The organism is Cryobacterium glucosi (genome assembly GCF_004402235.1).
Classification (GTDB): Bacteria; Actinomycetota; Actinomycetes; order Actinomycetales; family Microbacteriaceae; genus Cryobacterium; species Cryobacterium glucosi.
In genome coordinates this window covers 1-12,540 of record NZ_SOFS01000018.1, presented here as the reverse complement: position 1 = coordinate 12,540, position 12,540 = coordinate 1, and the positions used below count along the sequence as shown (strand labels likewise).

At 69.5% G+C, this 12,540-nt stretch carries 13 protein-coding genes; 9 read left to right on the top strand and 4 right to left on the bottom strand.

The window, feature by feature from the left end; genetic code table 11:
- Positions 1–129: 129 nt before the first annotated feature.
- Positions 130–591: a P-loop nucleotide/nucleoside kinase family protein gene (locus tag E3O46_RS07800; RefSeq protein WP_198413701.1), complete on the top strand. Its 462-nt coding sequence runs from the start codon at positions 130–132 to the stop codon at positions 589–591.
- A 477-nt stretch (positions 592–1,068) separates the two neighbouring features.
- Here the strand turns inward: E3O46_RS07800 and E3O46_RS07790 are convergent, their stop codons facing one another.
- Positions 1,069–2,049: a helix-turn-helix transcriptional regulator gene (locus E3O46_RS07790; protein ID WP_134561457.1), complete on the bottom strand. Its 981-nt coding sequence runs from the start codon at positions 2,047–2,049 to the stop codon at positions 1,069–1,071.
- Positions 2,050–2,148: 99 nt separating this feature from the next.
- Between E3O46_RS07790 and E3O46_RS07785 the strand changes: the two genes are divergently transcribed.
- A complete protein-coding gene (locus tag E3O46_RS07785) occupies positions 2,149–2,622 on the top strand; it encodes a VOC family protein (RefSeq protein WP_134561456.1) in 474 nt (157 codons plus the stop codon).
- A gap of 373 nt (positions 2,623–2,995) precedes the next feature.
- Positions 2,996–4,102: a DUF3320 domain-containing protein gene (locus tag E3O46_RS07780; RefSeq protein WP_134561455.1), complete on the top strand. Its 1,107-nt coding sequence runs from the start codon at positions 2,996–2,998 to the stop codon at positions 4,100–4,102.
- Between the two features lie 107 nt (positions 4,103–4,209).
- Here the strand turns inward: E3O46_RS07780 and E3O46_RS07775 are convergent, their stop codons facing one another.
- The gene (locus E3O46_RS07775) at positions 4,210–5,907 is read right to left on the bottom strand and encodes a GGDEF domain-containing protein (protein WP_166791043.1); all 1,698 of its coding nucleotides are present in this window, start codon (positions 5,905–5,907) and stop codon (positions 4,210–4,212) included.
- A 152-nt stretch (positions 5,908–6,059) separates the two neighbouring features.
- Between E3O46_RS07775 and E3O46_RS07770 the strand changes: the two genes are divergently transcribed.
- The 3 genes from E3O46_RS07770 (at position 6,060) to E3O46_RS07760 (ending at position 7,047) form a co-directional block, all read left to right on the top strand.
- A complete protein-coding gene (locus tag E3O46_RS07770; protein WP_134449644.1) occupies positions 6,060–6,341 on the top strand; it encodes a glutaredoxin family protein in 282 nt (93 codons plus the stop codon).
- Positions 6,342–6,344: 3 nt separating this feature from the next.
- Positions 6,345–6,563, top strand: coding sequence for a hypothetical protein (locus E3O46_RS07765; protein WP_134449645.1), 219 nt, complete (start codon positions 6,345–6,347; stop codon positions 6,561–6,563).
- 136 nt (positions 6,564–6,699) lie between these two features.
- Entirely contained in the window at positions 6,700–7,047 is a 348-nt protein-coding gene (locus E3O46_RS07760) for a hypothetical protein (protein WP_134449646.1), read from the top strand.
- A 23-nt stretch (positions 7,048–7,070) separates the two neighbouring features.
- Here the strand turns inward: E3O46_RS07760 and ppsA are convergent, their stop codons facing one another.
- Entirely contained in the window at positions 7,071–9,461 is a 2,391-nt protein-coding gene (gene ppsA, locus E3O46_RS07755) for a phosphoenolpyruvate synthase (RefSeq protein WP_134449647.1), read from the bottom strand.
- 423 nt (positions 9,462–9,884) lie between these two features.
- Here ppsA and E3O46_RS07750 point away from each other — a divergent pair, with 423 nt between their 5' ends.
- Positions 9,885–10,700, top strand: a complete 816-nt coding sequence (locus E3O46_RS07750) for an ice-binding family protein (protein ID WP_134561453.1) — start codon at positions 9,885–9,887, stop codon at positions 10,698–10,700.
- A gap of 150 nt (positions 10,701–10,850) precedes the next feature.
- Here E3O46_RS07750 and E3O46_RS07745 read toward each other — a convergent pair whose 3' ends face one another.
- On the bottom strand, positions 10,851–11,540 hold the full coding sequence (locus tag E3O46_RS07745; protein WP_134561452.1) for a hypothetical protein: 690 nt from the start codon (positions 11,538–11,540) through the stop codon (positions 10,851–10,853).
- Between the two features lie 179 nt (positions 11,541–11,719).
- Between E3O46_RS07745 and E3O46_RS18260 the strand changes: the two genes are divergently transcribed.
- Together E3O46_RS18260 and E3O46_RS18255 are read left to right on the top strand one after the other, a co-directional pair.
- On the top strand, positions 11,720–12,214 hold the full coding sequence (locus E3O46_RS18260; RefSeq protein WP_166791042.1) for a hypothetical protein: 495 nt from the start codon (positions 11,720–11,722) through the stop codon (positions 12,212–12,214).
- Positions 12,211–12,540 (top strand): J domain-containing protein (locus E3O46_RS18255; RefSeq protein ID WP_166791041.1); only part of this gene is annotated, 330 nt, incomplete at its 3' end. The genes E3O46_RS18260 and E3O46_RS18255, both read left to right, overlap by 4 nt.

Below are 12,540 nucleotides of genomic sequence, written 5' to 3'. Positions count from 1 at the left end.
TCGCTCCCCACGCCCGAACCGATCTTCTTAGCCCGATCAAGTTGTCCTCCATGATTCGGGTACGCCCGAATCAGACGTCCGCTAATCCGTCGTCCGCTGAGTAGTTCGGTTGCGGTTAGGCTCGTCGGCATGGTCCGTGTCGTCTTTATGTGTGGCCCGGCCGGTTCAGGTAAGTCCACGGTTGCACGCGCGCTCGAGGTCGACGGTATGGCAAGGCTGAGTTTCGATGAGGAGGCCTGGCGTCGTGGCATTCACTCCCAGCCCCTGGCCGAGGAAGTCCGGCTCGAGATCGAAAGCCACCTGCGCCAGCGACTTCTCGACCTGGTGAGGTCGCAGGCGGATGTGGTGCTGGACTACTCCTTCTGGTCCCGACGGATGCGCGACGACTACCGCGCCCTCCTCCGGCCGCTGGGTGTCGAGCCGGAGACGATCTACTTGGCGACGCCGCGAAAACTGGCCCTGGCTCGTGTCCGTGCGCGGGCGGGACACGAAGCGAATTGCGTTCAGCTGACAGACGACCTGGCTGCCGCCTACTTCGATAACTTCGAGGTCCCCACCTCCGACGAGGGACCCTTGACCGTCGTCGCATAGGCTCGACGCCGCGACGCTTACCGCGCGCGATAGCCGTCCGCGCGCTGATCCACCCTGAGGATTATGACCCGGGCCTCATCCTCGTGGATGTCGTTAAGCACCCGGTACGGACCTCGGCGGGCACTCCACGAACCGGTGAGCTCGCGCTCAAGTGGTTTCCCGACGCGGCGGGGGGATTTAGCGAGATCACCGTAGCTGAACTCGACGATCGCCGGCACGATACGCGGAGGAAAGGTCCGCATGTCGCAACACGGCGGTGCGTACGAGCACATCCGCGGCCAGGCCGGTGTGGGAGCCACGCCCGCGCCGGTTCCGCGGCCTGCGCCCGCCGTTTCGGGCGCGGCCCGCCGAAACGGGCGCCGGCGCCAGCGCGCACGGATGCGTCCGCGAGCCGGACCTCCCCGGTCGCGCCCCAGCCCGCTCACGGCCAGGTCGGGAGCGGCGCGGGGACTCCCCGCGCATGGATGTCCGACCGGGCTATCGAGACGTGGCCGCGTTCCGTGCGGCGAGGCGTGCGAAGGCTTCGGTCAGTTCCGGCGGGCCGACCACGTCGATGTCGGTGTCGAAACGGTTGAGGGAGGCGGCGAGGGCGACCCAGGACCAGGATCCGGCGGTGAACCGGCACTGGTCGGGGCCGAGGGACTCGACGACGCCATCGCCGGCGAACGGGAGAACGGCACGAGCGTCAAGGTGCAGCACGACCGTTCCGGTGCACGGCCACGCGTTCGTCTCGGCCGATCCCTTGAAGCGGGCCGAGACGTAGCCCTTCGCATCGCGGCCCGGGAGCTCGCGCGCCGTGAAGCGGGGTCCCGTCGGGGTGCGCGGGGTTATGCGGTCGGCGCGGAAGATCCGCCAGTCGTCGCGCTCGAGGTCCCACGCGACGAGGTACCAGCGGCCGTGGGACGTGACGAGGTGGTGCGGCTCGACCCGACGAGGCGGCCGCGGTCCGGTGTCGTCGCCTCCCGGCTCCGCGCTCGCGTAGTCGAACCGGAGCACCTCGCGGGCGCGGACCGCCGCGGAAAGGGCGAGGAGGACATCCGCTGAGACCTCAACAGCGGGGCCGTCGCCCGGGCGCGGGACGGTCGTGAAGTCGAGGGCGTCCAGGCGGTGGCGCAGCCGGGACGGCATCACCTGCCGCACGGTGGTGAGCGCCCGCAGGGCCGCCTCCTCGATCCCCGCTCCGGTGACGACGGCCATCTGGAGGGCCACGGCGAGCGCGACGACCTGGTCGTCGTCGAAGAGGAGCGGCGGCAGCTCGCTTCCGGCGTCGAGCCGGTAGCCGCCGTCGGGGCCCATGGTCGCCTGGATGCGGTAGCCCAGCTCGCGGAGCCGGTCGACGTCGCGGCGCACCGTGCGATGGCTGATGTCCAGCCGTTCGGCGAGCAGGGCGCCGGGCCAGTCGCGCCGGGTCTGGAGCAGCGACAGCAGCTTCAGGAGCCGCGCGGTGGTCGTCGTCATGCCTCGATCGTAGTTCGAGTCGAGGACCAAAGCTGTCCTAGACGGATGCCAGTGTGACCGTTGTCGGGACCCGCCCGGCACCGTTCACTAGGAGCAGACATGAGCATCACGACCACCACGCACCTCAACTTCCGCGGCGACGCCCGAGCGGCTCTCGAGTTCTACCAGTCCGTCTTCGGCGGCCGGGTCACGATCGCGACCTACGGTGACTTCGGGATGCCCCAGGACGCTCCCGGGGCCGCGAACGTCGTCTTCGGGCAGATCGAGACGCAGGCCGGCTTCCGGGTGATGGCGTACGACATCGCCGGCCAGGCGGGCGGCACGGCCGGCGCGGCGAGCGTGGCCGGCTCGACCCGCCGCGAGAACGGCGTCACGATCACCGACCAGCCGTTCTTCGTCTCCGTCCGCGGCGACACGCTCGACGAGGTGCAGGGATACTGGGCCGCGCTCTCGTCCGGGGCCTCCATCGTGGAGCCGCTCGCGGCATCCGCCTGGAGCCCCGGATTCGGCATGCTCACCGACGCGTTCGGCGTGACGTGGATTCTCGACGTGGCCGTCGCGTACACCGCATAACCGCCGGTAGTGCAGCTGTGGCGCGCTCAGGTCCGCGCCGCAGCGCACGACCCGAGGCGCTCGACAGCACCATGAAGACACTCCTCAACGTCATCTCGCTCGTCACGCCGAAACGCGCATCTCCCTCTATGCTTCAATCAACCGTCTTCTACGGTTCCAGGGCCCTCGTCCTTTAAGGCGAGGCCAAGTGTGGATATGTGCCACGCGAGCAATCTTTCCTACAAGGAGCTCGCCGTGATGGCCGTCTGTACCAAGATCAAGTACCCAACTCGAGAAGCCGCTACTCACAGTCTTCGAGCAATCGTTGCGCGCGATGCCGGGGTCAAGCCCAAGATTCCGGTCGCCGTCTAAACACCTCAAGGCCTACCTCGAGATGGCGGGCGCGGGCGCCGAGGCGTTGAGCACGGATGTCCGCCGCACGTCCACCGTGGACCGGCACCGCGACGACATCGCGGCCGCGCTCCGCGCCGCGGGGCACGTCGTGCAGACCGACGTCGGGCTCTCCGACTTCCGGGTGGACCTCAGCCTCGCCTCGGCGACGGACCCGAGTCGGCCGCTCGTCGCCGTGCTGCTCGACGGGCCGAACTGGCGTGCGCGGCGCACGGTCTCCGACCGCGACGGCCTGCCCGTGGACGTGCTGCAGGGCATCATGCGCTGGCCGGGCGTCGAGCGGGTCTGGCTGCCCGAGTGGCTGCACCACCGCGACGAGACGGTCGCCCGGCTCGGGGCGGCGGTCGAGGCCGCGACTGAAGCTGCAGCCGCGGCCGACGTGGCCAGGGAGCTGGACCTCCCCGCGGACGTCGAGCCCGCAGCAACCATCACCGAAACGCCACGGGATGCACCCGAGGTACTCGTCGCATCCCGCGCGGTGTCCGCCACGATTGTGCCGTTGGCCAACAGCCGTGCGTCCACGAGTTCCCTCGCGCTCGACTACGCCGAGTGGTCCCCCGGGCGTCTTGGCACGGTCGACGTGCTCGACGCCTTGCCGCGAGCGGCGGCCGCGGCGAAGGTGCAGTCCGCCATCCGTGCGGCGGTCACGGCCGAGGGTCCGATCCACAGCGCCCGGCTGATCAAGCTCGTCGCGGCGGCGTTCGGGCTCGACCGGGTGAACCAGGCTCGGGCGGCGTCGATCGTGCGGTGTGTGCCGGCGGACCTGCCGCTCGGCGCCGACGAGCCGTTCTACTGGCCCGAGTCGATCGACCCGACCGGTTGGCAGGGCGCCCGGCGCACCCCGCCCGACGTCACCCGATCCCTCGAGCATGTCTCACTCGCGGAGATCGCGAACGCGATGCGCCGCGCGGCCGAGGCCGCCGCCGGCATCGACGACACTGAGCTCAAGCGGGAGGCCCTCGCCTTCTTCGGCGGGCGGAGCACCCGCGGAACCGTCGGCATCCGTCTCGACGCGGCCCTGGCCCTCGCCCTGGACGCCGGTCGCCTCACCCGCACCCCCGCCGGCCTCCTCCGCCCCGGCTCCCACTAGCCGCCACGCTGGCATCCGCTCGCCCACTCGCCCACTCGACCACCCCGTGAGGTGTCGCAAATCGACCTTCCTAGTGCCCTCAAACGTCGATGTGCAACACCTCACGGCTACTGCGGCGCGGACTCGACGCGGTTGCGGCCGGCGCGTTTGGCCTCGTAGAGGGCCTTGTCGGCGCGGGCGAGCCAGTGGGCGGTGCGTTCGCCACTGTTCCGCACGGCCAGACCGATGCTCACGGTGCAGCGCAGCCCCGGCGCTACGTCGTCCCAGCGGAAGCCGCTCACCGCATCGAGCAGGCGCTCGCAGGCCTTCGCGGCGTCGGCCGGGGTCGCGTCGCCGAACACCAGCAGGAATTCCTCGCCGCCGAGCCGTACCGCGAGGTCGCTGTCCCGGATGGCGTCCGTCAGGATCGTGCCCATCGCGGCCAGCACCCGGTCGCCCGTGGCGTGCCCGTGCGCGTCGTTCACCCGTTTGAAGTGGTCGAGGTCCACCATCGCCGCGCAGAGCGGCTGCGCGCGGTCGTGCGCCCGGCGCATCAGCGCGGGCAACTGCCGGTCGAGCGCTCGCCGGTTCGGCAACAGGGTGAGCGGGTCGGTGTGGGCCTGCTGGTCGAGCTTCTCCGCACGGATGCGCAGCACCTGTGCTTCGAGCTGCGACCGCTCCGTCTCGTGGCGGGCCTGTTCGATCTCGAGAGTGTTGATCAGCATCCGGGATTGCAGCCCCGCCGTCTGCCGAGTGAGGCGCAGGGTCAGCTCGTGCAGCTTTTCGGCGTGGTCGAGGGCGAACTTGAAGTGGCCGCGCTCCTTGTACATCTCCCCGAGCGCACGATGCAGCCGGGTGAGCCGCGCGGGATCGTCCTCGATGAAGGGATCGGCCAGCTGGGCGACCATCATCGCGGTCGCCTCGTCAATGCGTCCCTCTGCACGCAGGAGCTCGGCGAGCTGGGCGTCATTGTCGAGTTCGAGATTCCGGTAGCCGTTCGCCGCCGCGAGGCGCTTGGACAGCCCGACCTGTTCGCGCGCTTCGCCGTACCGGCGGAGCTCGATCAGGATGCTCACGAGGTTGGTGCGCGCGATCGTCTCCCAGAAGACGTGTCCCTGGCCCTGGGCGAGCGCCGCGCCCTGCTGCACATTGTCGAGTGCCTCTCGGAGGGCATCCGCCGGGTCGAGGCCCTGGGCGCTCTGGGTCTTGGCGAGCTCGAGGCAGGTGTCGCCGAGGTTGTTGAGTCCGGCGAATCTGGCCTCGGCGTCCTCGAGCAGCCGCGACAGGTCGAGCGCCTGGCGGCCCAGTTCGAGGGCGCGCTGCGCGTCGGCCATACCCACGTGCACCATCGAGGAGCGGCTGAGCGCCCAGAATTCGGCGAGCTTGCTGCCGCTCGCCCGCGCCGCGGAGAGCGCGCCGAGCACGTGGCGCAGCGCGGGTTCGTGCAGGCCGGACTCATGGAACGCGAGCGCCAGGGTGCAGTGCACCTGCGACTGCCGCAGCAGTTCGCCCGTGTCGACCAGGTATTCGAGGGCGAGCAGCCCGTGACGAACGGATGCCTCGACCTCGCCCAGCCGCAACCGGTGCAGTGCGAGCAGCTCGCGGGCCTGCGCGCACTCGGCGGGGGTGATCCCGAAGGTCGCGAGCACCTGTTCGGCCTGCGCCGCGCCGTCCAGGTGCCGGCCGTCGGCGCGCGAGAGTTCGCACGCGGCGAGGAGTGCCGCGGTCGAATACGGTGCGGGCGTCGGTGCGGGCGTCGGTGCGGTACTGCGAACGGGCGCTGCCGAAGATGCCCGCACCTCCGGTGCTGCCGCCTTCGAGTCCACCTTCAGCCCCCCGACTGTCTGTCGCTCTTTCGAACATAACAGGGCACCCGGCCCGATTCGGCCGGAAAAAAGCCCCAAAAAGGGCGAACCTATGATCCGCCCCTGTCCGTCCCCGCAGACGGATACCCAGCGCGGCCACGTAAGATCGGCGGATGACCGCAGCGACAGCATCCGTCCCCCTCGACCCCCGCATCACCCTGTTCGGCGCGGAGTGGTGCGGCGACTGCCGCCGCTCGAAGAAGGTGCTCGACGGACTCGAACTCGACTACGACTACGTCGACCTCGAGGCCGTCGCGGACGGCGCCGACCGCGCCCACGCGATCAGTGGACGTACCCGGATCCCCGTGATCGTGTTCCCCGACGCGAGCCACCTCGTCGAGCCGAGCGACGCCGACCTGCGCGCGAAACTCGCCCAGTTCTCCGTGGAGGCCTGAGCCATGCGCAGCCTCAAGGACTGGACATTTTCGATGTGCGGGATCGCCGGTTTCGTCTGCTGTGCGATCGCGCTCGGGGTTCTCTACTTCAACGCCGTGAACCACAACGCCTTCGTGAGCGTGGCGGTTCCGGTGGCGATCGTCGCCCTCGCCGCCGGCGGAATCGCCACCGCCAGGGCCCGCTGGCTCTGGACCAGCGGCCGAGGCAACCAGCGCCGCTGACGCCCGCCGGACCGGCGACAGCCACACCACCCACTCCACACTGACGCCCGGCGCCGCCCGACCCGGCGTCACCCGCTCGGGGCCGTTTCCCCATCGCCGCTGCCGCGCTACGATGCCACGGAGACGGGGAGGCATCATGAGTGACACTGGCCAGGACAAGCGCATCGAACGCTTCGGGAGTGACGAGGACATTGCGAACGCCGAGGCGGCGAAGCGGCAGGACGCGAAGGATGCGCGGGTGCGACTGCTGCGCAGCAAGGCGGCCGTCGCCCGGTCGGAGGCCGATGCGATCGAGGCCATGCACCTCGACCCGGACACCCTCGAGGACCTCCTTGAGAGCTCCAGCCCGCTCGAGGCGCGCCGGTTGGAGAAGTCGGAGCACGCGATCAGCCAGCGGGTGACCAAGGCGAAGGCCGCGGCCGAGGCAGCCGAGTACGAATACGAGCAGGCCGTGCTCGAGCAGTACGACGACAGCAAGGGCTGACGCCGCACCGCAGGAGCCGGCCGTCATACGGTGTCGAGCAGCCCCTCGGCCTCGGCGACTATGCCCGCCGTCTTCAGGAAGCTGTCCGGATTGAGCGAGATCGAATCGATGCCCTCGCGCACCAGGAAGGCCGCGAAGTCCGGGTAGTTGCTCGGCGCCTGCCCGCAGATGCCGATCTTGATCCCGGCGGCGTGAGCCTTGCGAATGGCCTCGCTGATCATCCGCTTGACCGCTTCGTCACGTTCGTCGAAGAGGCCGGCGAGTTCGCCGGCGTCCCTGTCGACGCCGAGCACGAGCTGGGTGAGGTCGTTCGACCCGATCGAGAAGCCGTCGAACCGGGTCGCGAACTCCTCGGCGAGGATCACGTTCGCGGGGATCTCGCACATCATGTACACCTGCAGGCCGTTCTCGCCGCGGGTCAGCCCGTTCGCGGCCATCACCGCGAGCACCTTGTCGGCTTCGGCCACGGTGCGGCAGAACGGAACCATCACGATCACGTCGGTGAAGCCGATCTCCTCGCGCACCCGCTTGATCGCCCGGCATTCGAGCGCGAACCCCTCACGGTAGCGGTCGTCGTAGTAGCGGGAGGCGCCGCGGAAGCCGATCATCGGGTTCTCCTCGGTGTGCTCGAACGCTCCGCCACCGAGCAGGTGCGCGTACTCATTGGTCTTGAAGTCGCTCATCCGCACGATCACCGGGTCGGGGTAGTACGGCGCGGTGAGCTTCGCGATGCCGAGCGCGAGGGTCTGCACGAAGTACTCCTGCGGGTCGGCGAAGCCGCGGGTGCGTTCGTGGATGCGCCGGAGCGCGGCCCGGTCGGTGACCCGCTCCGGGTGCACGAGCGCCATCGGGTGGATGGTGATCAGGTTGTTGATGATGAACTCCATCCGGGCCAGGCCGACGCCCGCGGCCGGCAACCGCCACCATTCGAACGCGGCGGCGGGGCTCGCGATGTTCACCATCAGCTTCGTGCGCGTCGTCGGCACCGTGCCGAGGTCGACCTCCTCGGTCTCGAAGTCGAGGGTGCCTGCGTAGACGAAGCCCTCGTCGCCCTCTGCACAGGAGAGCGTGATCTCGGCGCCGTTGTGGATCAGGTCGGTTCCGGTGCCGGTGCCGACGACCGCGGGCACGCCGAGCTCCCTGCTGACGATCGCGGCGTGACTGGTCGGCCCGCCGTGGTCGGTCACGATGCCCGATGCCCGGGTCATGATCGGAACCCAGTCGGGGTCGGTCATCTCGGTGACGAGGATCGCGCCGTCGATGAAGTTGTCGATGTCGGCCGGGTCGCGGATCACGCACGCGGTTCCGGTCGCGATGCTGTCACCGATCGCGACGCCGGAGACGATGAGGGGCCCGCTCTCGAGCAGCCTGCTCACGGTGAAGACGGTGCCGCTCGCCTGCGACTGCACCGTCTCCGGCCGCGCCTGCACCATGTACAGCTCCTGGGTGACGCCGTCCCTGGCCCACTCCATGTCCATCGGCCGGCCGTAGTGGTCTTCGACGATCACGGCCCATCGGGCGAGCTGCACGATCTCGGTGTCGCTCAGCACGAACGCATTCCGCTCCCGCAGCGGAGTGTCGATCACCCGGGTACGGGCGCTGCCGCCGGCGGCGTAGACCATCTTGGTCGCCTTGGCGCCGAGGGTCTTCTCGATGATCGGGGTCAGCCCGGGGTCGGCGAGCAGCGCCTTGAACACGAGGTACTTGTCGGGGTCGACGGCGCCCTGCACCACGGTCTCGCCGAGTCCCCAGGCCGCGCTGATCACGGCGGCACCCGGGAACCCGGTGTCGGTGTCGATCGAGAACATCACCCCGGACCCGCCCAGGTCGGAGCGGATCATCCGCTGCACCCCGATCGAGAGTGCCACGTCGAGGTGGTCGAAGCCCTTGACTTCGCGGTAGCTGATCGCCCGGTCGGTGAACAGGCTCGCATAACAGCGGCGGCAGGCGGCGAGCAGGTCCCGCTCCCCCGTCACGTTCAGGAAGGTCTCCTGCTGCCCGGCGAAGCTCGCGTCCGGCAGGTCTTCCGCGGTCGCGCTGCTCCGCACCGCCACGGCGAGGTTCTGCTGCCCGGAGCGGGCAGACAGTTCCCGATAGGCCGAGCGGATGCCCGCGGCCGTGTCCTCGGGGAATTCCCCGTTCAGGAACAACTCGCGCAGGCTCTCGCCCGTGACCCGCAGAGTCGCCTCGCCGGAGTGGTAGCTGTCGAGGGCCTGGCGCAGGGCCGACTCGATCCCGTTCTCCGTGATGAACGCGCGGTAGGCATCCGCCGTCGTCGCGAAACCGTCGGGCACCCGCACCCCCTGGCCGGCGAGCGAGCCGACCATTTCGCCGAGGGAAGCGTTCTTCCCGCCGACCTGGGGGATGTCGGCGAGGCCGATCTCTTCGAACCAGACCACATGACGCTCTGACATGACAACTCCTGACGCGACCTCGAAAGCCGCGACCCGGCGTCTCGTGGCGCCGACGGCATCCGCTCTCGGCAACCTACTGCTAGGTCAGGGCAGCGGCTAGTGCCCCAGGTGTCGAGGGCGCAGGGGTGCGCCGGCGCCGGGTGTTCCTCGCGAATTCACCCGGACAGCACTCCCCGGTCCAGGGCCGACGGATTCTGGCCCTAGTCTGGGGGTTAGACAGATTCGATTCGTTGGATTCCAGCTACTGAGGGCACCTGTTCCAGGTGCGGTACCCGTCTGCCCCGGTGGCTGGAGAGGTGCATTCCCGGCACACTTCCGCCAGCGAGCGTAACCCGGATGGAGCTCCGGGGACCGCCGCGTGCGACGGCCCTGCCCCGGCTCCGCAGTCGCGGACCCGGGCTGACGGGAACAAAGGGAATCACCATGACCGCATTCGACCAGACACCCACCGAAACCAGTACCACCACGCCGGCCCGAAAGTGGCTGCCCGTCCTCCTGGTCGCGATCGCCCTCGCGGCGGTCGGCACGGTCGGCGCCACCACCACCGGGGCCAGCTCCGCCTCCGCCGCCGTCCCGGTCGGCTCCGTGCGCGCGCCCGTCTCGCTCGGCCTCGCCGGCACCTTCGCGATCCTCTCCAAGACGGGCGTGACGGATGTCTACGCCTCGGCAATCACGGGAAACGTCGGGGCGAGCCCCATCACCGGTGCCGCCATCCACCTGAGCTGCCCCGAGGTGACCGGCCTGATCTACTCCGTGGATGCCGCGGGCCCCGCCTGCGAGATCACCGCCCCGAGCCTGCTCACGACCGCCGTCGGCGACATGGGCACCGCGTACACCGATGCCGCCGGTCGCACCCTGCCGGATGCGATCGACCTCGGCGCCGGCGAGATCGGCGGCCTCACCCTGGCTCCCGGGCTCTACAAGTGGAACACCGGCGTGACGATCACGAGTGACGTCACCCTCGACGGCGGCCCGACCGACGTGTTCATCTTCCAGATCTCGGGCAACATCACCCAGGCATCCGCCACCCGGGTCACCCTCACCGGCGGCGCGCTCGCGAAGAACGTCTTCTGGCAGGCCGCCGGGTCCGTCGCGGTCGGCACGACCGCGCACTTCGAGGGCACCGTCCTCGGCAAGTCCCTCGTCGCCCTGAAGACCGGCGCGACGGTCGACGGTCGCCTGCTGTCGCAGACCGCGGTCACCCTGCAGAAGAACACGGTCACCGAGCCCGCCCTGTAGATCGGACGCTGCGGCATCCGCCGCGGTGAGCCTACGGGTCTGCACACCGAGAAAGGCCCGTACAACAGGAAAGGCCCGGAGCGGCGATTTCGCCGTTCCGGGCCTTTCTCGCGTGCCGGCGTGCGGTGCCGGCGCTTGTTCATGCAGTTGTTACATGCGCTTGAAGATCGCCACGGGGATCGACTGGTGCACGATCTGGGTGACGGTCGCGCCGCCGCCGGCCGTGGCCTCACCGGCGATCGTCATCGCGAAGTCGAGGGTCAGGCCGTAGGTGTCCGGCGTCAGCACGCCGATCGAGTTGGACTCGAGCTGGAAGCCGCCCTTCGGCGAGGTGACGAGCAGCCCGCCGGGGCCCGTGAGTGCCTCGGGGTCGAGCGTTGCGGCGATCGGGTTCACGTTGAGCACGAACGGCGTCGTGCTCGCGCCACTCGCCGTGGTCGTCGTTGCGGTGACCGTGACGTTGGACATGTAGACGTGGCGCTTGGTACCGAAAGCGGCCTCAGGCGCCTGCGAGCGATCGAAGACGCTGATCACGAACGAGAAACGCTTGTCGCTGTCCGTGTACCACTCGTGGGTCTTCTGTTCCGTCCACATGTCGAGCTGGAGCTCGAGCTGGGGCGCGAGCTGGATCGTCGGGTGGATCGAGCCCATGTCGGTGAAGACAGAGTTGAAGACGAGCGGAGTAACGGTGGCCGTCGGCGCGGCGGAGGCCGAGACCTGGCTGGCCTGGTCGATCGGCGCGAAGCCGACGAGGGCGGCGACGCTTGTGCATGAGGTGAGGGTAAGGGACAGAACGGCGACACCGGTGACGGCAGCAATTCGGGTAAACCAGTGGGACATGGTGGAACTTTCGGGTCGGGTAGCCGTCTGCATTAATATGCTGAACACATAGTGGCATACGCGGGGGGCCCGTGTCCCCTTTTTAGGGGACTTATTCTCGGCGGGTATCGGACCATGTCCCCCGGCATGCCACCCATTCAGGGGACCGAAGCCGGCGTCGATGCCACTAATCTGGGTCTATGGCCGACGCCCCCACGCTTCCCGACCCGTTGCCGCTGGAGTTCCAGCGCCCGCCGCGGTGGCCGACGCCGACCCTCGACTGGGTTGCGGGCAACCAGGGCTGGGAGCCCCCTGCCGGATGGACGCCGGTTCCGGAGTGCTCCCCCGCGCCTCCCGGCTGGGTGTTCTGGACCCGCTCGGAGGAAGGCTGGACGCGCTTCGCGGAGGAGAACCTCGCCCCGGCGAAACGGTCCCTCTGGATCGGCGTCGGAGTCTTCGTCGCCGGCCTGCTCCTGACCGTGCTCGGTCTTGCGGTCACCCACAACCCCCTCTTCCTTGTGTTCGTCGCGGCGATCGTCGCCGGCCCGATCCTGACGATCCGCGCGGGCTCCCGGCTGAAGGAGATCGACGACGGCCTGCTGGACCGGGTTCGCGCCCTCGCTCCGCAGTACAAGTACACCCTGCAGCGCCTGGCCTACAACAAGTACCTCCGTTCGTTCGGCCCGCTGTCATGACCCCGGAGATCGCCGCCGAGGTCCTCAACGTGCCTGCGGGTGCGAGCCGCGCCGAAATCGACAAGCAGTTCCGCAAGCAGGCGCGGACGCACCACCCCGACCTCCTCGCCGGTGCCTCCGCGGAGACGATCGCGGCCGCGACCACCGAATTCGTGCGGATGTCCGCCGCACGCGACGTGCTCTACGGCGAGCTCGACCGGGTGGCGAGCAAGCGCACGGATGCCGCAACGCCGCCGCGCGCACCCGCTGCGGCCCGGCGGGCCGCGGCACCGGATCCCGCGAGCACCGCGGCTCCGTCCGGCCCGGCCACCGCGTCCGCGGGCCCG